Consider the following 18,864-nt stretch of genomic DNA (forward strand, 5'->3'; position numbering starts at 1 on the left):
CATTTTTAACCTTCCCACACTTCCGACACTCTCTCACCGTAAAGAAATCTGAATATTCCCAAATGTGATGGCAGAAGATTTGTTTAATTCGGAGCATGCTGTTCTCCTTGGAATATGGCACGCCATGTAGGGCTCGAACCTACAACCATTGGTATAGAAAACCCATGCTCTATCCATTTGAGCTAATGGCGCATAAAAAAAGACGCCTAAGCGCCTTAATTTTAAATACGGGATAATCCCTTATTTGATCTGCCTTGCCAGTTTCTCAGCCTCGACAAACGCATCATGAAAACTTACTTTATCTGAAAACCAAAACTTATAGGTCTTGTCGCCAATTACGATTGACTGCTGAAAGTAATCATTCGGGCTTTTCTCTACAACCTGACCGTTCTGTTCGCCACCGATGCAAATATTCATGTGTTTTCCTATTTATCGGTGGGAGTGTAGCACTAAACGGTTTCTAAAAATGTCCAGACAAAAAAATACCCACGTATTGGAGTAGGTGGGTAGCAAAAACTGTTTGGTCTTGGGTGAACCGTAATACGACCAGTATATAAAAACTATACCTTAGTTATCATTTAAATGATAGCCCTATGCTTTTAAATCTTTGTAAGTATTTTTCCTATACTTTTCAATTGCATCTGAGGCACATTTGATTGATGTCTCTAATGCAATAATCATCATGTTTTCGTATTGCTTCCATGTTAAACGATATGAATTTTGAGTCATCTGCCAAGAGCGAATCCCTGCATAATACAATCGACCTTGAGCAGTAAAGTTATTCTCAAGCTCAGGATCTATTGAGAAATCAATTACCATTCGAGCAATCAACACTGCCAAATAATCTAATTGAATCCCCTCTGGTTCTCGACGCTTATCACTCAATGCATTTGCAATCATGATCTTTGCCAAATGATTCTGCACAAACTCAAAATCACTCTTACTGTTCTGTCCAAAGATGATCACCGAAGTAATCGACTTCTCCAACTGGGTTTCCATTGACGCAATAGCACCCAAGCGATCTTGATAGTCCAAAGGTTTCTCTCCTGTGCCTTTTGTCTCATCATTGAATTGCGGTGACTTAGCAGTGATGCCATGAGTCAACCACTCAAATTGTTCAAACTTCTCTGCTACTGCGTTCATAATTGCCCCTTAAACTTCTAAAATCTCAATCCCATGCACCGACATCATCAAGTGCTTTTTGATTCGATACTCAGCAAGACTTCTAGAAATCTTGCTTTTGACATCTTCCACCACTTGAGCCCCATCTTTGAGATAGACAAAATCAGCTATGTATCGAAGTGCTGGCTTTTTACGTGGCTCATTGCTAAATCTGACTGACTCAGCGAGTACAAACGCGTATTGCGTCTGTAGCTCTCTGATTTCCCCTGAACGTTCGAGTATCTTCAACTCTCGATAACGTTTAGACTCTTTGACTGAATCGAACTTTAGACCATCGCATTCGATAGTCTTGTTCTTGTATTTTGGTTGTCTTGACCTAGCCACTGGCTTGCTCTGCGTTTGCCACCCTTTAGGAATTTGCATGCTCACCTCGCTTGATTTCAGTCTTTTCACTAGCAAGATATAGATCCACTTCTTCAAGCAAGGTGTTGTACCTCTTTTTAGACTCAGCGCTCAATTCAGATGCTTGTTTGTTAATCTCCATTGCTTTATTGAATTCTTTTAAGCTGTGGACTGGCTTATTTGCATCATCTTCAAAGCAGTTTGCAAAATCTTGGAATCTATCAATTGATTCACGATGCACTTGAATCCAATTGATAAACATCAACCCAATTTTTGCTAATTCTTGATTATTCATGCTCACCTCGCAGGGCTCTCTCTAAAATCTGCATTGCATGTTCATAAGCATTTGCTTCACCTTGAGAATGCATATCTGCTTGCTCTTTCCATTCAGCCCACTTTTTATTATGTAAAGACTCAAGTTCAGATATTGCTGATTCAATCCGCTTGTCTTTCTCTTTCAATTCAGAATCATTTAGATTAATAACTGACTCTAAACGCTCAATTGTCTTCATATCACTTTCAGCGACTTCTTTTAAAATTTGATTCTGTGATGAAAGCTCATCAACCTCAGCCTGTCGGGATTGCGCCATTTCAACCAGTGCAATGATATTTAAGGGATGTGCAACTACATCTACAAATGGACCATAATGTCTATTGCATGCGTGAATAGCATCTTCGGCTGCACGTTTAATCAGTGTTAATTTTCTATGATCTAACTTATCCATGACGTTCTGCCTCCAAAACTCTAACCCAATCAATTGGCACATAATCAATCGGCATGGCTCCAAGATCAGCCAATTTTTCAATCGTTAAATCTGTTCTAATCCAAAAACCAACATCTTTGTTACTCCAATACAAAACAGCTTTAGTAAGCGGTTCAACTCGATAGTAATTTGTACAATTACGAGAATGAGGTGTTCTGAAATGGGTTGTACCATTTGGCTTGTTAGCTCTAATTTCTTTGATACTTAGACTCATAAATCCACCACCTTCGTACTCGGGCTAACGTGATTGCGAATGTCTGTGACGTGGTCTTCATCAAGTGGTAGATAGTTCTTAGTGCTATCGCAGTGTTTGCATACTAAGCTTCTATACTTATCACCATTGCTCGTCATGTCATTCCATTCATGATTGCAATGATCTTCGTCATGTTTTGCAATGGCGGTGCGGAGGTCTTCAATAACCAAACACTTAGAGCATGGAATAAAATCAAGAAACTTCTTCTTCTCCACACACCACCAAATTGCCCAATCAGGCGCACTCTCTACAATCTCTCGCATCTGCTCAATTGTCAGGTTGTTTATAGTTGTCATAGTGCCACCTCATTGCGCTCAACATTTAAGATGTCTTTTGCGTACTGTGTTGCTTTGTAATGCGTGTCCGTAACTCGCTCTAAATATCTTTGCTTCACAAACATTTGAAGCAAGTGATAGACATTAGCTCTATGAATATCTAGCACTGCTTCTTGAATATCCTTGATCGTAAAAGGTTGTGTTGCATAGCACGCAAAAAGCACTACACTTAAATGATCTTCGAATGTTGTTTTAGATTCGCTCACACCCCACCCCCTACTCGTTCCACGTCAGTAATGGCTTTTTTCAACTTATAACCTGCGGATTCAGGCTTTTTTTCACAAGGAGATAAATCATATAGTTTTGCATCTTCTAATCCTCCCCATGACTCCACTAACTCCCAACTATCGACTAGTTTTTGCAATTCATTGCAACGCAGACCAGACTGGAGCATTAATAATTGGTCTATCGTGTAACTTGGTAAATTCAAGAATTTCTTGGCTTCTTCCCAACCGTGTTTTTTCACAAACTCAACCGCATTCATACCAGCTCCCCTTGCATTGACCCGCTCTCAATACCATCTAAAACACTGCCTACATTTCCGAACTGGCAATACTCAAATCGATCACTCAAACGAACCTCTCCTTTTTTGCCTTGTCGGTTTTTAACAACATCAGCAACGATCACGCCTTGTGCATTTGGACATGGATAGAGCATCACAATTTTGTCGGCATCCTGAGCGATTTGCCCTGATCCGCGTAAATCAGACATTGTGATTTTTTTGCCAATGGCATCTTTTGTGAGTTGAGATAAAGCGATTACTGGAACCTTGAAATCCTTAGCAATCTTTTTCAAACCTTTTGAAACTGCGGTAATAACATCGTATTGTTCTTTGAAATATGGATCGCTCATCAACTGGATGTAATCAACAATCACACAGCCGATTCGTCCATGCTTTGCAATTGATTTCTTAATTTCTCCACGGATTTCTTGAATTGTGATACCTGTTTTATCAACGATATCAAGCTTGTATTGAGGGAAAACATCGACAGTCAAATGAACCCATGATGAATAATCATCACTTGTCATATTTCCCTTGTTGATGTGATCAAATGGGATCTTGCCCAAAGCACTTACAATTCGATTGGTGACTTCGTAATGAGCCATTTCACCTGAGAAAAACAATGTAGGTGCGTTGTTCCGCTTAACTGCATTGAGTGAAACCATCTGAGCCATTGTTGTTTTACCGCCACCTGGTGCGCCAGCGACTACCATGTAATGACTTGGCTCTATATCTCCAAGCATTGCATCAAGGTCACGTAAACCTGTATTTACGCCATAAGCCAAACCAGTTTTGTTGGTCTTGTGCTGGATCTTCTCGTTCAGTACTTCAAACGCCATAACGCTTGAATCCTGTAGGTTGTAACGAGTATCGGTGGCAATCACTGACTCAACACCAGCCACAATTTCTTGGGCTTTCATTGGCATGTCTTCAGTCAATGTGTTTTGAGCCAGCTCAATGATTTTCTTACCAGCTGATTCAATTTTTCGGCACTCGGTAAGCTTCTTTAACTTCAAGATGTAGCTTGGAATGTTGTAAAACGATGCTGGTGCCTCTTGCATCATTTGCATCAAGTACTGCTCGCCACCAAGGATATGTAATTGGTTGTTGGCTTGAAGTAAATCCTTAACCATCACCACGTCATACGGCTTGCCTTGGATATTTAGGTTTTCAATGGCCTTTAAAATTTCTTGGTGACGAGTAGCGTAAAAGTCCTCAACACTCGGCTTTACTTCAAGGCTGTTGTAGCTGTTGTCAACAGTCATCAAGGTTGCTAGTACAGCTTGTTCGAATTCCATCTTGTGAAGGTTTGACATGATCAGAACTCCACAAATGAATCTTCTAGAGATTCTTGTTGATTGGATTGTGGATGTGCAGTTCTTGGATTTTCCAATTGCTCTAATTGACTATTGGTCTCATGCCATGCCCAAGTTGCTTTGAAAGATTCCCAGCCACGTAAAACAATGATCTGAAATACACGTTCATTTGAAAGTTGTGCTTCGCTTGCTTGATTGAAAATGATTTTCAAAGCACGCTCAGTGATGGTTTTACGTTTCTTGTTTTTCAGATCAATAAACTCTTGAGCTGTTTCTTCTGAAACTCCATTTTGAGATAAGAATTTTTTAGCAGAGAATTTTTGTGCTTTAGGTGCGGATGCGCCTAAATTAATATCTGTAGTATTCTCTGTTGTATTCTCTGTAATAGATTGCCCGTTTGGTGCAACACTGTTGGTACGTTTGGTGCCAACTAGTTCGCCCGTTTCGTTCAGACTAGATTGCCCGTTTGGTGCATACTGTGATGAATCAAGGCTTTCAGAGTATTCTATTAATGCTTTGTATAGATTTTCACGCTCAACTTTGAAGTAAACCTTGCAAGGTACACCCCTTTTCATTTCCTTTAAAAAACTTAGGTCTTTCAGTTTTTTACGGGCATTTTCCTGTTCTTTGCGAGTTAGACCAGTTTCCATAGTCCAGTCATGTTGGGTTTTATAGATCCACCCATCAGAATTTTTAGTACGTGCGGTCCAGTACACCAATTGCGACAGCATTAGTGCGCCATTAATTCCACACCCGATAAAAACATAGTGTTTGTTAAACGCAATTGGTTGATCGTTCATAGCCTCAATCAGCTTAATCATTGAGATTGATGTATTCACACAGCACCTCGCAGAAAATCAAAAAGGTCATAACGAGCTTTGGCAACACCCATGGCATTGTCTAAGCATGGCTTTTCCATATTTGCTTTGAGCGCACCTTCAAGAAGTCTGATTTTTTGCTCAATCATTCTTTCTCGATAGGTTGCTTGCGGCTCTGGTGGTTCATGTGCTAAATTTGTTTTCATTCGATACTCCATGATTCTTTAGGGGGTTATTGAATACGCGGTGAATTACACGAAGCCTGATCTCGCAAATCAGGCTTTTTTAATGTCTAAATCCCCGTGAATCCCTTCGGATCCCTCTCGAAATTCGACCTCTGTACTTAAATCCCTTAACAAAGCTGATACTCCCAAGCGCTCGAACGATTTTGCTTGTAAATTAAGTACATGCCACTCACCTGCAATTTCTTTTTCAAGCAGGTAGGCCATATATTGAGCAAGGTCTTTACCTTTAATTTCAGCTAAAACCTTTGCTCGTTCGTGATTCTCAGGAGATAAGCGCACATGCGTAGATTTTTTTTCAAGGCTCATGGTTTTTCCTATGCCACTTGGTGGCGTGTAATTGGTTCTTTTCCATTTGCTAAGTCACGGATTTGGTATTCGCGAGCTAATGGGATTTTGTTTTCTGGCCATTGATAAACTGCTGATGGTTCAACACCTAAAAGCTTAGCCAGCTCAACACCATTAACCCCAAGCAACTTCAATGCTTCATGTTTGGTCATCACTAACACCTTAAAATAAGATTTCTTAGTATTTAATCAAAGAAAACTTATAAAAGCAATATGTAAGATAACTTATATGGAAAAACAATCTGCTGGTCAGCGCATACGTGCGCTTAGACGTTCGAAAAAATTAACTCAAGTGCAATTAGCTAAGGTTGCCGGAGTGAGCTCGCCTGCTGTTACTGAATGGGAAAAAGATAGTTATTTACCTAAGGCTGCATCACTTGAAGCTATGGCGAATGAGTTTGGCGTTACTACTGAATATATTCTTACTGGAAAGGGTGGTGAATTTAAAAGCGAAAGGAATGTTGCGCCTGTTTCACCTAAAATGGCCCCAGTTCTCTCTTGGGTGCAGGCTGGCGTGTTTACCAACGTAGAGTCGGTTGATATGTCACAGGTCGAGGAGTGGCTTCCTTTACCTGATGATTGTGACGAATGTTTTTATCTAAAAGTTCAAGGATTAAGTAACTACCCTACATTTCATGAGGGGGATTACATTCTTGTTGATCCAACAGTGCAATATGATGAAATGCAGTCAGGGGATGTGATCGTTGTAAGAAAGCATGATGAGGCCACTTTTAAACGGCTGGTTATCGAAACTGATAACTCAAGATATTTACAGGCTCTAAACCCTGAATTTAAACCAAATATCATCCCGCTGGATGAAGAGTGTGTTTTTGTTGGAGAGGTGGTTGACTCGATTAGATATGTATTTAGATCAAAGCGCAGAAATAAGATGCGCAAGAGTTAATAAGGCTGCCTTTGCGTGAGTTCATTAAATTAAATTTCTTATATAAAAGAGAATATTATGATCGCAACACTGAATAAGTCTAAAACTTCGCTAACAATTAATCGTCAAGAGTTTAAATTGGCTTTAGCTAAAATTGGTGCAGGAATTGATAAACAAATAGCATCACTTAAAAAAGCCAAGCAAAGCTACGATCCTGCTGATATGGCGCGAGAAGTGATTGCTGAAGCTAATATTTTTGAAGCGATTATTGAGGGGTTTAACGAGGCTGAAGAAACTAATTTAAAGCTAGGTGATATAACAAATCTTGATGCTGCACAAGAATGGATAGATGAATTTTTAGAAAATTATTCTGATAAGAAAGATTAAAAACTGCGAACCCGACGCAGTCCTTTATAAATTATCGGGGAACAGACTTTGGAGAATTAAATGAAAACAGAAAAGCGTAGAAGAAAAGTTTATTACAAATCAGTTAATATGCCTGATTCTAAACACAATCTTCAGACCCTATTAGAAAGAGCGCTAAGCACTGGTGCCTTACAATATTTAGCAAAAGACCGACATCAGTTGATTAATAATGATTCAAAAGACTTTATCTTATTAAATCATCATACTAACTTTCAAGGTATGCTTTTTGGTCAACTCGTATTTGTTGAATATGATAAATCTCAAACTTTTTTACGCTTGGATGAGACAACCCAAGAATATAAAATCGAGCCATTAGATATAAAAACTATTCAACCTAAAGACGAAGAGAACGAAGAACTTAAAAATCAGTTTATTAATTCCATTCTATATTTTGGTGTGTTTGAAAATCATTTGGTACTTATGCAATCGCCCGCATTAAAAAGCAACCATCTTGAAGATTATCTTAAATGGCTTTTGTCAAACTCTTCTTTGCTAGATGTAACATCAGTATTGGCATTATGTGATACCATCAGTAAGGAGTCTCAAGAAAAAATTAAAAAGAACCCTGCTAAATCTCTTAAAATTGGTGCCCCTATAGAGACTAAATTGGATGAAAGCAAGCATAATACAAGTGTTATTGAACAAGCAAAATCAGCATCTTTTAACCTAACAGGTAAAGGGATTGAGATTTTAAAAACGGTTTTAGGTCAAGATAAACTAAAAGATCTGCACTTGGAAGATGGTCTTGATGCATCAAACCTGAAAATGTACGTGGTAATGACTTACGATAGAAAAACAACTGAAAGCGGACAGAAAGTCATTGACACTGTAGCCACAGCATTGAGACACTTGCCAGATGATGATTATCAGATTGAGCTAAAAAATGGCGGAACAATTAAAGCAGGTGAACTGAGAATATCAACAAATCTTTCCGTTGAAATTCTTAATGGAACAGTAAATGAGACAAATCTATGGTCTCAAATGCATGCATGGTTGATGAGCAACTTAAAACCAAATGGATAGCTAAATTATGGAAACTCCAGTTAAACGAATCTTCGTTAATAGCTTTCATTCAATTGCTATATCAGTTGCAATTGTTGGAGTAGTGTCCTTTTTTATCCTGAAACACTTTAATTTAAACTTATCTAAGGAGTCTTTAACTTGGTGTTTGACTTTCATTATGGCTCCAATTGCAATACTTTTCCAATCAATGAATGCACTTAATACCACTGGTGAAATAAAAGACTTAACTAGTTCTGAATCCAGACGTCTAGACTTTATTTTAAGTACTCGTGGTAAAATGACTAGAAATTCAATTCTTTTTTATGTTGTTTTCGCCTTTATTGCTGGATCTTTGCTTTGGTTAAAAATAGATACTAAAATAAGTTTTTCGCTAATTTTAGGTTTATTGATCACAGGAGCGTTGAGTATCGCAGGAGCTATTCAAGACAATCTTGAAGCATCTCAGTTTAAGCGTGTAATTCAATCTAGGGCTAGTGAAAAAGTTGAAGCAGAAAGAATTCTTAAAAAGCTAAAAGATTCAAAATAAAATAGTAAAACCTTATAACTAACCCACCCTGCGTGGGTTTTCTTTTGTCTATTAAAGCATAAATAAAATAAGTTTCTAAAAAAATATAAGTTTTCTTAGAATAATTCTTGACAATAAAACTAAGTTTTCTTATATTTATCTCATACACAAACAAAAGCCCACTTAGACAGCAAATCACAAGTGGGCTTGTACTTAGTACGAGGTAATTATGTCACACAAAAAACCACAACGTCTACTGACGATCGAACAGATTTCGAATCGTTGGTTTTGGAGCAAGGTTCAAAGCTTACTCCTTGGCTCAATCATCATCTTTTTGATCGGTGCGATGTTCTATATCGCTTTGGTAAGGGGGTGAGTATGGAACGTCCGATTTTGTTTAATACTCCAATGGTTCAAGCCATTTTGGAAGGTCGTAAGATTCAGACTCGACGCGTATTGAAAGTGCAACCACCTTTAACCGATAAAAACATCATACCTCTTTATACAATGGAACCAGAGCCAAAGGTTACAGAAGTTACCATGCATGAAGTTATGGATAATGGAATGCCTTTCCCTTCATCAATCTCTCGCCATAACTGTCCATATGGAAAAATTGGTGATCAGCTTTGGGTGCGTGAAACATTTCGTTTATTCGATTCTGATGAATGCCCACATTCAGATTTTCCTTGTGGATGTCCAAGTTGGGGAACACCTCTCTATCGAGCATCTCATGATTGCTTTGATGGTGAAAAGTGGACTCCATCAATTCACATGCCACGTTCAGCAAGCCGTATTTTGCTAGAAATCATTAATGTTCGTATAGAGCGCCTAAATGATATTTCTAGCGAAGATGCCAAGGCTGAGGGAGTGGAACAAATCATAGTACAAGATAATGTTCCAGATGGTGATTCTTGGGTTAGAGCTGATCGCCTTATGTGGAAAGGCTATAAAAATAAAGAACGTGCATATCGTGAAACAGCAATAGAAAGCTTTAAATCACTTTGGCAGGAAATTAACGGTTCAGATTCTTGGGCTGTAAATCCATGGGTATGGGTGGTCGAATTTAAGGTTAAGGAGCCACAACAATGAATATGCTTTCTAAACCACTTAATGAATGGGATGTATTAAAAAAGCGTTATGGCTCTAACCGTCAGTATGCACAGCGTAAAGTTTTATCAAGTAAATCTCATTTTCATGATTTTGTTGAATTTCTAATTCATAAAGGTGCGGATATATCTAGCAAGCCTGCTCAAGATGAAGCTTTAAGATTCCATCTAAATGGCGAAATTGGGATTGTCTACACAAGAGGATCAGGAAATCTTTTAGCGCACAACTTGGGTGTTCAATACCAAGATTCGATAAAAGAACCGATTCAAAAAAACAATCACTCAACGATAGGTTTTAACTTGGGAGTATATGCCTAATGAATATGCTTTCTAATTACGCTCCTGAAGCGCCTACTTTTCAAAATCTTGTAGTTGCTGATGAGTTTGTTATCCAAGACTCAAAAGTCTATTTCTCATTAATTGTACCTAACTACAGCGCTTGTTATGTGTCCGCTGTTGTTGAAGCAAATCAAACTACAAGTTCACTTGCTTGGAACAATACAAGTGATCCACAAAATGATGTTGATGTGGATTATGACTTGCTTGAAGTAGCGACTTGGCACCGCCCTGTTGTTGAGGGTTTTGACGAGATTCTAGCTGTTCAAGGGCTTCGATTTGCACTGACAAATAGCCAAGTTTATACACTTAATGAAATGCTTAAGGCGCATTTTGAAGAAGAAAAAGTTAATGAATTGAGAGGGGTTGCAGCATAATGGAACTACAAGTATTAGAACAAAATGTGATTGTGGCTGCATTCAACAATGCGAATGGCATTCAGGCAATCGTTGATCAAATTAAAGCTCAAGTAAGCAGTATCGTTCCCGATGTTACAACTGCAAAAGGCCGCAAGGAAATTGCCTCACTGGCTTACAAGGTTGCTCAATCAAAATCTGCAATCGATGCTGAGGGTAAAAAGCTCAAAGAGCAATACACGGTTGTTACCAACAAAATTGATGCAGATCGAAAATTTGCACGTGATGAATTGGATGCTGAGCGTGACCGTATTCGTCAGCCTTTAACAGACTGGGAAAATGCGGAAAAAGATCGTGTGGCGAAGCATGAAGCGGCCATTCGGGCAATTAAAAGTCTCTATGACGAAAATACAGCATTTCAGGAATTGCATGTAATTAGAGGAAGTATTTTTGATCTTGAAAACTTCAATATAGATGAGTCTTTTGAAGAATACGAAGAGCAAGCCAAACTTGCAAAATTCGAAACACTTGAAAAGCTTCGCACTGCCCTTGTTGCATGCGAAAAAGCAGATGCTGAGCGTGCTGAATTGGAGCACTTACGTCAAGCTGAAATCGAGCGCCAACAGAAAGAACGTGACGAAAAAATTGCACGTGAAGCAGCTGACAAAGCACGTGTTGAAGCTGAAGCAAAAGCACTTGCAGATCATAAAAGAGCTGAGCAAGAAAAGCTTGAAGCAGAACAACGTGAAGCACGTTTAAAGCTCGAAAAAGAACAAGCTGAATTGCGCGAACAGCAATTAAAGCAACAAGCCATTGAGCGTGAAAAGCAGGCTGAAATTGATCGCCAAAAAGCGGTTGAAGCTGAGCGTTTGCGTATTGAGAAAGAAGCTCAAGCAAAAGCGGATGCTGAGCGCAAAGCTGAAGAACAACGCAAAGCCAATGTTGAACACATGCGCACCATTAATCGCGAAGCTTTCTCTGCAATTGAAGGTTTGAGTCTAGGGATTCCAGAAGCTCAAATAAAAGAGTTAATTACAGCGATTGCTAAAAACCAAATTCCACACATTTCGATCAAATACTGAGGATTAGAAGATGAATGCACCTATACAACACAGCACGATTGTAACGGCTCAAATCACTCAAATGGCAGATCTTTTAGGCCTTGGTAATGTTGATCCAGTTGAATTAAAAAATACATTAATTGCTACTGCTTTTAATAATGGTGATAAAGAAATTTCAGACGCTCAAATGGCTTCTTTGTTGATCGTTGCAGGCCAATATAAGCTTAATCCGTGGACCAAAGAAATATATGCTTTCCCTGATAAAAATAAAGGGATAATCCCTGTTGTTGGTGTTGATGGCTGGTCGCGCATCGTAAATAGTAGCCCTAATTTTGATGGCTTGGAATTTAAATACTCTGAAAATATGGTCACCATGGAAGGTGCAAAGGTTGCTGCACCTGAATGGGTGGATTGCATTATTTACCGCAAAGATCGTGAGCGACCAACTGTAGTGCGTGAATATTTGGCTGAATGCTATCGCCCACCATTTAAAGGAAAATATGGCGATGTGGTTGGCCCATGGCAGTCACACCCTTCTCGTTTTTTACGACACAAAGCGACTATTCAATGTGCACGTTTAGCCTTTGGCTTTGTTGGAATTTATGACCAGGACGAAGCAGAACGAATTCAAGATGGTGGCACAGTTCGCACTGTTCAGGGTGAAACGGGCGATTTGATTCCCGATGGTTATCAAGAGTTTGAAGAAGCACATTTAAACAATATGCGTGAATTGGCATTTGAAGGAATGGAAGCTCTTGAGACTGGTTATGCAGAATTACCAAAAGGTAAATGTCGCTCACACTTCTGGACCATGCATAAAGAATCTTTAAAGGCTGCTGCACAAAAAGCCGATCAACCACAAGGGGAAGTTTATGAACACTCTGCAGCGGAATGATGATTGGCATGCTCAACGATGCGGAAAAATTACCGCATCACGCATCAAAGATATGGGCGCAAAACCATCCAAAGGCAAGTGCTACAACGCTTTGGCGTTAACTATTCTTTCTGAGCGCCTTACTGGCGTTCAGGAAGAAACTAAAACCACTGGCCCTATGCAATGGGGGATTGATCAAGAGCCATTTGCAGTAATTGCTTATGAAAATGACACAGGATCATTTGTCACAGATGTTGGTTTAATCGATCACCCTGCTATCAAAATGAGTGGTGCCAGTCCTGATGGATTGGTTGGAAAAAATGGGCAACTTGAGATTAAGTGCCCTTCTACCACAACGCATTTAAATACGATTTTGATGCAAGAAGTTCCAGATGAACATATTCCACAAATCACATGGCAATTGGCCTGCACTCGTCGTGAGTGGTGTGATTTCGTGAGTTACGATCCGCGACTTCCTGAGCATTTACAGCTTTTCATTAAGCGTATTTATGCGAAAGATTTGGATATTCAAGGTGTTGAAAACTCAGTTATTGCATTTAACCGGGTAATTGATAGCGCCTTTATTCAGCTTAATCAAAAGGAGCTCGCAGCATGACCCTCCTAAAACTTTACTTTCAACTTTGGCAAATGGCGTGGTGGTTGTGATGGAAATTAAATATTTACTTGTGAAAGCGCATGTTCGCTACTGGGAAGATTCCACAATCAATGGCATCGAAGATACTGAAAACGGTGAGAATATCCCTTGCAAACAAGGCGAAATGTGGTGCCCTAAAATTGATATTGCTACAGGCATTATACAAAACTGGGAAATTGGCAAGACTGCAAACATTCATTACAAAGTAGCAGATTGTTGTGGTTGGGAATTATTGGATAAAAGTAATTCTGTAATTTCATCTCAAGAAGATGGGTATGTTCCAAACACACTGTCACCAGCTGAACGTGGATATGGTGATTACATCATCATGAATATTAATGAAAACGGTCAAATAGACAAATGGAAGTTTTCACTTAATGACTTTCAAAACGACTAATTAAATTCAAGCAAAAATCTGCGCATTATCATCAAAAAATAAGGATTTTTCGCAGAATATTGCACATAGGTGATGATATGGATATTAAAAAAGAACGTGAAGCTTTTGAAGAACATTTAGCAGGAATGAATATTCATAACTTGCGAGTAGGAACAATATTCGACACAGAGAAAAATGAATACTTTGCTTCTGATGTTTTGCATCCAAGTGAAGATCATATTGTTGGGTGGATAAATTTTAGTTGGAAGTTGTGGCAAGCCAAAGCCACCCCTGAAGGGTTTGTTTTGGTGCCGAAAGAGCCAACTCCAAAAATGATTGATGCGACATGGAATTTTGATGAGAAAATTCAAGACATGAGCCATAACTCACGTAATGAATTTATCTATAACACCATGATTGCAGCAGCACAGGAGCCAACCAATGACTGAAATTCAACAAACAAACATTGCTGTGGCGAACTACATCATTGATGAGCTGCACAAGGATAAGCCTTTCACCATGTCTCTTGATTTCGATCAGACTGTTGTATTGGGTGAAATCTTATCGGAATCTCGCCATTTGCATAGCAATTGTATTAATGCGTTAGCCGTTGAGGTGCGAGTTCATGTAATCAACGATAAGGGTTTAAAGTTTCCTATTACAGATAAAAACGCTGACGTTATCTATCACGTACTGTCAAATTATATTGCAGTATATGAGAAGCCGAAAAACTGCATTGATACATTCATTGCAAGCGGTGAATTTGATAAGGCTTTCCGTGATGTGTTTGGGTTGCCGAGTGAAGTGGTCAAGAGTTTGGGAGAAATCGCATGATTGAACTTTGCGTAAAGACTGAAAGTGGTCGTAGTGTTAATCCTTGCACTACTCTTTTAGATGCAATTCGTACTGAAGTTTTGGAACAAAATCGCTTTTCAGTAAATCTAAAAACAGGTGAAAGAATTAGCCGAGTTGCTGTATGTACAAGAAAATTTAAAGGTAAATATGCTGTTTTTTCAAATTGCCCTTTCTGTGGTGCTGATATTGATACACAGGATTATGGGTATAAAGAAGAAAAGGAGGAAGGTTGATGGAAATTGATCGTCGTGTCAGGGCTTCTGAATTTATGAAGCTCTTATCGGTCGGGAGAACAAAGTTCTACAACATGGTAAAGCAAGGTGATGTGCCTGAGCCGATAAAAATAAGTGATAAAGAAGTTTTTTGGTATGAATCAACAGTGAAACAAGAAGTTGAAAAATATAAGCCTAAAAATGTTATAGTAGCCTGCATATAGCGGGCTTTTTTATATAAACCTGTTTTTAGTGAATATTTCAAAACGGGTAATCAAACGGGTAACTTATTCACGATCGTTTAATTATTTTCAGTTATTCAAAAGGTTATAATGAATAAGATTGTTATTAAAAAAAATAATAGTGGGACGATTGCACAAAATAAACGTGCACGCCACGATTATTTTATTGAAGAAAAATTTGAAGCTGGGCTTTCTTTACAAGGTTGGGAAGTCAAGTCATTACGTGCTGGGCGGATGACCATTACTGAAAGCTATATTACCTTTAAAAATAATGAAGCATTTCTCTTCGGTGCTCAAATTCAACCTTTACTTTCAGCATCTACGCACGTAGTCCCTGAAGCGACACGTACCCGTAAACTGTTGCTCTCGCGCCGTGAGCTTGAAAAGCTACTGGGTGCTGTCAATCAAAAAGGTTATACCTGCGTACCTTTGGCGTGTTACTGGAAAGGTCATTTGGCTAAACTTGAGATTGCTTTGGTAAAAGGTAAGCAGTTACATGACAAACGTGCCACTGAAAAAGATCGCGATTGGCAGCGTGATAAATCACGAATCATGCATAAATAATCTATTTGATATACGAAAAACCTCCGAAATGGAGGTTTTTTCTTTTAAACATCTTTTTAACAGAATTTTAACGAACCATAGCAATTGGGAGCAAAGTCTTGATTTTTAAGTTGTAGATCTTTTAACGGAAAGTTTACTGATGTATTCGGTAAGTTGACATTTCCAATACCCAAATAACCACCCAAACACCCACCCAATCCACTACATGGAATCGGATTTGATGTTAAGTAATTACTAATCGGATCTACCACTTGTTTAAGTACATCATTGGTAATAATAATTTTTTGACTAGGTGTAACATCTCCAATATCAATAGAATCTTCAAATGCCATCCACCAGCCTCTTTGCGCAGCAACTTCAGCTCCTGGCCACCATACATTTTGATTTTGCAGAGATAATGAAAAAGGGTTATTTAAATTAATTTTATGGATATAACCTAAATTTTGATCAACAGACACATTCGCTTTTAACCCCGTAATATTACCATCAACCGTTTTTTGAAGCTTAAATAAGCCAGCTGTAATATTCAACGATGCTTCTAGATTACCCGAAAAATTAATTCTATTAATATTTGCATAACCATTTAAAAGTACCTTATTCATTCTATTGCCAGATATGGTTTGTCCCTTAATAAAAATATCAGCCTTAGCTGAATCTAAATTTAAACTATAGTTATTTGACCTCACCCCAAGAGGAATATTTAAGCAAAGAATTACACAAATCTGAGCATTAATATTTGCATCAATAGTTTTACCTGTGTCTGAATAAGACATATCACGTGCCTGAGTATAGCCTGTACCAGTAGTATCTTTAATTTTCATATAACCACTGAGACTATTAATTCCGTTTGGCGAACCTGTATTTTCAGTACCTGCGGTCAACATTCCCAAAACTTTTTCAGCACTTAAACGTAGGCCAACAACCTCTCTTGTTGCAGCAGAATTGGGATTTTTTATGGCAAATTCTACAAATGGGTTGGTTAATTTTGCACTTGAACCCACACGCCCTTCACGCGTATCAGCCAAACCTGAAAGACTCAAATTATCAATATCAATGTCGCAACCACCCGCCCCGTTTACCCCACCACAACCGAGCTGTAACTTTTTAATGTTGGCATTCAATTCAAGCTCGGCCTCAAGTCCAAGTTTATAAAAACCGACGCCTTGCCCTTGCATCTTATTGACTGAGTCATTTGGCGCAATATAACCCAAGCTCATCAGTGCCTGACCATGAACATCAGAAAGCTCAGAGTCATTCAATTGAGTTAAACTCTCCAAGTATAGAGAATTTGCAAAACAATGCATTGAAGAAAACAATCCAGCATAAATTACACCATTCTTTACGACTTTAATGATTTTCTTATCAATCATTCTATTATAGTTGATATCCATATCAGCTAATCTCATTTTATTATGCATAAAAAATATACTAAAATACAAATAAAGCAAATAGAAAAGTGAATTAAATATCTCAATACTATAACAATTATGCAAACCAAGATTACTTTCTCAATGATTCTAAAGACTTTTTATTGATATTTACTTATGTAACTAATTTTAATTATTATATATTTATACTTAATAGTCATACAATCTACTTTTCAGCACATCATGTGGTTTACAAGTCACCTAAGAGGTTATTGTCAGTGATCATGATTGGCAAAGTAATAAAACTCAATCTTGCATAAGCAATAAAAAAACCTCCATCTGGAGGCTTCCTTTAGTCTTAAAGATTTAACAGAATTTTAGATTGCCATAGCAGTTAGGCGCAAATCCTTGAGTTGCTAAGGGTAAATCCTTAATTGGGAAATATAGTGGTTTTGCCGATGATAAATTAACTTCACCAATATTCAGACCAAGTGCTATACACCCAACTATTAACTGACAAGTCGGTGGATTATTTGTCAAATAATTGTTAATACTGGGTACAACTTGTTTAAGAATATCATTGGTTACATCAATCTGATTTTTAGGTACAACTTGACCAATATCAATTTCATCTTCTATGGCTAACCACCATCCACGATTCGAGGTGTATTCAGCACCAGGCCAGTGAACTTGAGTCGACTGTAGTGATAAAGAAAATGGATTGTTTAAAGGGAATTTATGAATATATCCAAGATCTTGTTCAATATCTAAGTCAGCCCTTAAGCCTGATATATAGCCATTTGAATTAATACTCAAAGGAACCAATGATACTAATGGTAGATTTACCCTTGCAGTAATATTTCCACCAAAGTTTAAATTATCGATCAATGCAGTGCCTGTGAGTTTTGCAGAAGTTAAACGTGTACCTGTTAAGGTTGTACCATTGATCAATAAATTAGCTTTAGTTGATTGCAACTGTAAATTATAGTTATTTGTAGTAAAAGTTGGTGCAACAAAACCTATTCTAATTCGGCCACTCATAACCATTCCTGTATCATTAAAGCTCATCGCTCTTGGAGCTGTAAATCCCGTTCCTGTGGTCGCCTTAATTTTAATTGCCCCACTTAAACTATTTATTCCATTAGGTAGATCGGAGTTCTCTATTCCTGTGGTTAATAAGCCTAAAACTTTTTCAGCACTTAAGCGTAAACCAACCACTTCTCGTGTTGACGCAGAATTGGGATTTTTTATCGCAAATTCTACAAAGGGATTGGTTAATTTTGCACTTGAACCTACACGTCCTTCGCGGGTATCGGCTATACCCGAAAGACTTAAATTATCAATATCAATGTCGCAACCGCCTGCCCCATTTACCCCACCACAACCCAGTTGTAATTTTTTAATATTGGCATTTAGGTCAAGCTCAGCTTCCAGTCCAAGTTTATAGAAACCGACATCCTGTCCTTGCATGTTATTGATTGAGTCATTAGGCGCAATATAACTCAAGCTCATCAGTGCCTGGCCACTCACATCCGAAAGTTCAGCATCATTTAATTGCATTAAACTCTCAGAATGTAGAGTGCTTGCAAAACTATGGATTGAAGAAAACAATCCTGTACAAATGAAAGCCAGTTTTGCAATTTTAATGATTTTCTTATCAATTGCTCGGTTTTTTTTGATATCCATACCATCTTCTCAGATCTTATTATGGATAAAAAATATACTAAGTGTTAAATAAATAGAATAACACTTCGTCGTAAATATTTATATTTTATAATTTTTATATAATTCAACATCACTCCCACAATGATTCTAAAGGATTTTTTACTTATATTACTTTATGTAACTAATTTTAACAATTGTATATTTATACTTAATAATACCATAATAATCCGCCAAAAACAGAACATAAATCACCAATG

33 protein-coding genes and 1 tRNA gene are annotated in these 18,864 nt (G+C 38.1%); 17 read left to right on the forward strand and 17 right to left on the reverse strand.

Annotated elements, in window-relative coordinates:
- Positions 1-115: 115 nt before the first annotated feature.
- The 15 genes from L3V46_RS16475 to L3V46_RS16545 all read right to left on the reverse strand — a co-directional run bounded on the left by L3V46_RS16475 (position 116) and on the right by L3V46_RS16545 (position 6,254).
- Positions 116-192: transfer RNA gene (locus L3V46_RS16475), tRNA-Arg, on the reverse strand.
- Positions 193-240: 48 nt separating this feature from the next.
- Positions 241-417 carry a hypothetical protein gene (locus L3V46_RS16480; protein ID WP_004725004.1) on the reverse strand — a complete coding sequence of 59 codons (177 nt, stop codon included), beginning with the start codon at positions 415-417 and terminating at the stop codon, positions 241-243.
- A gap of 174 nt (positions 418-591) precedes the next feature.
- The gene (locus tag L3V46_RS16485; protein WP_239046280.1) at positions 592-1,143 is read right to left on the reverse strand and encodes a hypothetical protein; all 552 of its coding nucleotides are present in this window, start codon (positions 1,141-1,143) and stop codon (positions 592-594) included.
- Between the two features lie 9 nt (positions 1,144-1,152).
- Positions 1,153-1,545 (reverse strand): DUF1064 domain-containing protein, encoded by a 393-nt coding sequence (locus L3V46_RS16490; protein WP_239046787.1) that lies wholly within the window; start codon positions 1,543-1,545, stop codon positions 1,153-1,155.
- Positions 1,532-1,819: a hypothetical protein gene (locus L3V46_RS16495; protein WP_239046281.1), complete on the reverse strand. Its 288-nt coding sequence runs from the start codon at positions 1,817-1,819 to the stop codon at positions 1,532-1,534. The genes L3V46_RS16490 and L3V46_RS16495 overlap by 14 nt, the downstream gene beginning before the upstream one ends.
- On the reverse strand, positions 1,812-2,249 hold the full coding sequence (locus L3V46_RS16500; protein WP_239046282.1) for a hypothetical protein: 438 nt from the start codon (positions 2,247-2,249) through the stop codon (positions 1,812-1,814). The genes L3V46_RS16495 and L3V46_RS16500 overlap by 8 nt, the downstream gene beginning before the upstream one ends.
- Positions 2,242-2,502 carry a hypothetical protein gene (locus L3V46_RS16505; RefSeq protein WP_239046283.1) on the reverse strand — a complete coding sequence of 87 codons (261 nt, stop codon included), beginning with the start codon at positions 2,500-2,502 and terminating at the stop codon, positions 2,242-2,244. Before L3V46_RS16505 ends, L3V46_RS16500 begins: the two co-directional genes overlap by 8 nt.
- A complete protein-coding gene (locus L3V46_RS16510; RefSeq protein WP_239046284.1) occupies positions 2,499-2,837 on the reverse strand; it encodes a hypothetical protein in 339 nt (112 codons plus the stop codon). Before L3V46_RS16510 ends, L3V46_RS16505 begins: the two co-directional genes overlap by 4 nt.
- Positions 2,834-3,082 carry a hypothetical protein gene (locus tag L3V46_RS16515; protein WP_239046285.1) on the reverse strand — a complete coding sequence of 83 codons (249 nt, stop codon included), beginning with the start codon at positions 3,080-3,082 and terminating at the stop codon, positions 2,834-2,836. Before L3V46_RS16515 ends, L3V46_RS16510 begins: the two co-directional genes overlap by 4 nt.
- Entirely contained in the window at positions 3,079-3,360 is a 282-nt protein-coding gene (locus tag L3V46_RS16520) for a hypothetical protein (RefSeq protein ID WP_004817481.1), read from the reverse strand. Before L3V46_RS16520 ends, L3V46_RS16515 begins: the two co-directional genes overlap by 4 nt.
- Positions 3,357-4,694 carry a DnaB-like helicase C-terminal domain-containing protein gene (locus L3V46_RS16525; RefSeq protein WP_239046286.1) on the reverse strand — a complete coding sequence of 446 codons (1,338 nt, stop codon included), beginning with the start codon at positions 4,692-4,694 and terminating at the stop codon, positions 3,357-3,359. Before L3V46_RS16525 ends, L3V46_RS16520 begins: the two co-directional genes overlap by 4 nt.
- Before the next feature lie 2 nt (positions 4,695-4,696).
- Positions 4,697-5,533 (reverse strand): DNA-binding protein, encoded by an 837-nt coding sequence (locus L3V46_RS16530; RefSeq protein WP_239046287.1) that lies wholly within the window; start codon positions 5,531-5,533, stop codon positions 4,697-4,699.
- Positions 5,530-5,718 carry a hypothetical protein gene (locus L3V46_RS16535; protein WP_056517833.1) on the reverse strand — a complete coding sequence of 63 codons (189 nt, stop codon included), beginning with the start codon at positions 5,716-5,718 and terminating at the stop codon, positions 5,530-5,532. The genes L3V46_RS16530 and L3V46_RS16535 overlap by 4 nt, the downstream gene beginning before the upstream one ends.
- A 69-nt stretch (positions 5,719-5,787) precedes the next feature.
- A complete protein-coding gene (locus tag L3V46_RS16540; RefSeq protein WP_004817486.1) occupies positions 5,788-6,063 on the reverse strand; it encodes a hypothetical protein in 276 nt (91 codons plus the stop codon).
- 8 nt (positions 6,064-6,071) lie between these two features.
- Complete coding sequence (locus L3V46_RS16545) at positions 6,072-6,254, reverse strand: Cro/CI family transcriptional regulator (protein ID WP_004817487.1); 183 nt, start codon at positions 6,252-6,254, stop codon at positions 6,072-6,074.
- Positions 6,255-6,330: 76 nt separating this feature from the next.
- Between L3V46_RS16545 and L3V46_RS16550 the strand changes: the two genes are divergently transcribed.
- From L3V46_RS16550 to smpB, 17 genes are all read left to right on the forward strand, one after another.
- Positions 6,331-7,005, forward strand: a complete 675-nt coding sequence (locus tag L3V46_RS16550; protein WP_239046288.1) for an XRE family transcriptional regulator — start codon at positions 6,331-6,333, stop codon at positions 7,003-7,005.
- Between the two features lie 57 nt (positions 7,006-7,062).
- Positions 7,063-7,371: a hypothetical protein gene (locus L3V46_RS16555; protein WP_239046289.1), complete on the forward strand. Its 309-nt coding sequence runs from the start codon at positions 7,063-7,065 to the stop codon at positions 7,369-7,371.
- Positions 7,372-7,431: 60 nt separating this feature from the next.
- Positions 7,432-8,433 carry a hypothetical protein gene (locus L3V46_RS16560; RefSeq protein WP_239046290.1) on the forward strand — a complete coding sequence of 334 codons (1,002 nt, stop codon included), beginning with the start codon at positions 7,432-7,434 and terminating at the stop codon, positions 8,431-8,433.
- A gap of 7 nt (positions 8,434-8,440) precedes the next feature.
- Complete coding sequence (locus tag L3V46_RS16565) at positions 8,441-8,959, forward strand: hypothetical protein (protein ID WP_239046291.1); 519 nt, start codon at positions 8,441-8,443, stop codon at positions 8,957-8,959.
- A gap of 208 nt (positions 8,960-9,167) precedes the next feature.
- Positions 9,168-9,314 (forward strand): hypothetical protein, encoded by a 147-nt coding sequence (locus L3V46_RS16570; RefSeq protein ID WP_239046292.1) that lies wholly within the window; start codon positions 9,168-9,170, stop codon positions 9,312-9,314.
- A gap of 2 nt (positions 9,315-9,316) precedes the next feature.
- Positions 9,317-10,027: a hypothetical protein gene (locus tag L3V46_RS16575; RefSeq protein ID WP_239046293.1), complete on the forward strand. Its 711-nt coding sequence runs from the start codon at positions 9,317-9,319 to the stop codon at positions 10,025-10,027.
- Positions 10,024-10,362 (forward strand): hypothetical protein, encoded by a 339-nt coding sequence (locus L3V46_RS16580; protein ID WP_239046294.1) that lies wholly within the window; start codon positions 10,024-10,026, stop codon positions 10,360-10,362. Before L3V46_RS16575 ends, L3V46_RS16580 begins: the two co-directional genes overlap by 4 nt.
- Positions 10,362-10,757: a hypothetical protein gene (locus L3V46_RS16585; protein WP_239046295.1), complete on the forward strand. Its 396-nt coding sequence runs from the start codon at positions 10,362-10,364 to the stop codon at positions 10,755-10,757. The genes L3V46_RS16580 and L3V46_RS16585 overlap by 1 nt, the downstream gene beginning before the upstream one ends.
- A complete protein-coding gene (locus L3V46_RS16590; RefSeq protein WP_239046296.1) occupies positions 10,757-11,818 on the forward strand; it encodes a hypothetical protein in 1,062 nt (353 codons plus the stop codon). The genes L3V46_RS16585 and L3V46_RS16590 overlap by 1 nt, the downstream gene beginning before the upstream one ends.
- Before the next feature lie 61 nt (positions 11,819-11,879).
- Entirely contained in the window at positions 11,880-12,692 is an 813-nt protein-coding gene (bet, locus tag L3V46_RS16595; protein ID WP_275059831.1) for a phage recombination protein Bet, read from the forward strand.
- Positions 12,670-13,287 (forward strand): lambda exonuclease family protein, encoded by a 618-nt coding sequence (locus tag L3V46_RS16600; protein ID WP_056517842.1) that lies wholly within the window; start codon positions 12,670-12,672, stop codon positions 13,285-13,287. Before bet ends, L3V46_RS16600 begins: the two co-directional genes overlap by 23 nt.
- A 49-nt stretch (positions 13,288-13,336) precedes the next feature.
- Positions 13,337-13,723 carry a hypothetical protein gene (locus tag L3V46_RS16605; protein ID WP_239046298.1) on the forward strand — a complete coding sequence of 129 codons (387 nt, stop codon included), beginning with the start codon at positions 13,337-13,339 and terminating at the stop codon, positions 13,721-13,723.
- 77 nt (positions 13,724-13,800) lie between these two features.
- Positions 13,801-14,151: a hypothetical protein gene (locus tag L3V46_RS16610; RefSeq protein WP_239046299.1), complete on the forward strand. Its 351-nt coding sequence runs from the start codon at positions 13,801-13,803 to the stop codon at positions 14,149-14,151.
- Positions 14,144-14,536, forward strand: coding sequence for a hypothetical protein (locus L3V46_RS16615; RefSeq protein WP_239046300.1), 393 nt, complete (start codon positions 14,144-14,146; stop codon positions 14,534-14,536). The genes L3V46_RS16610 and L3V46_RS16615 overlap by 8 nt, the downstream gene beginning before the upstream one ends.
- Entirely contained in the window at positions 14,533-14,790 is a 258-nt protein-coding gene (locus tag L3V46_RS16620) for a hypothetical protein (protein WP_239046301.1), read from the forward strand. Before L3V46_RS16615 ends, L3V46_RS16620 begins: the two co-directional genes overlap by 4 nt.
- Entirely contained in the window at positions 14,790-14,993 is a 204-nt protein-coding gene (locus L3V46_RS16625; protein WP_234622599.1) for an AlpA family phage regulatory protein, read from the forward strand. The genes L3V46_RS16620 and L3V46_RS16625 overlap by 1 nt, the downstream gene beginning before the upstream one ends.
- Positions 14,994-15,101: 108 nt before the next feature.
- On the forward strand, positions 15,102-15,575 hold the full coding sequence (smpB, locus tag L3V46_RS16630) for an SsrA-binding protein SmpB (protein ID WP_234622598.1): 474 nt from the start codon (positions 15,102-15,104) through the stop codon (positions 15,573-15,575).
- Between the two features lie 56 nt (positions 15,576-15,631).
- On the opposite strand, the gene L3V46_RS16635 is transcribed toward smpB, so the two are convergent.
- Entirely contained in the window at positions 15,632-16,966 is a 1,335-nt protein-coding gene (locus L3V46_RS16635) for a hypothetical protein (RefSeq protein ID WP_239046302.1), read from the reverse strand.
- A 342-nt stretch (positions 16,967-17,308) separates the two neighbouring features.
- Positions 17,309-18,628, reverse strand: coding sequence for a hypothetical protein (locus tag L3V46_RS16640; protein ID WP_239046303.1), 1,320 nt, complete (start codon positions 18,626-18,628; stop codon positions 17,309-17,311).
- Between the last annotated feature and the right edge of the window lie 236 nt (positions 18,629-18,864).

Origin of the sequence: Acinetobacter sp. AG3 (assembly GCF_022343575.1) — a bacterium.
GTDB lineage: Bacteria > Pseudomonadota > Gammaproteobacteria > Pseudomonadales > Moraxellaceae > Acinetobacter > Acinetobacter guillouiae.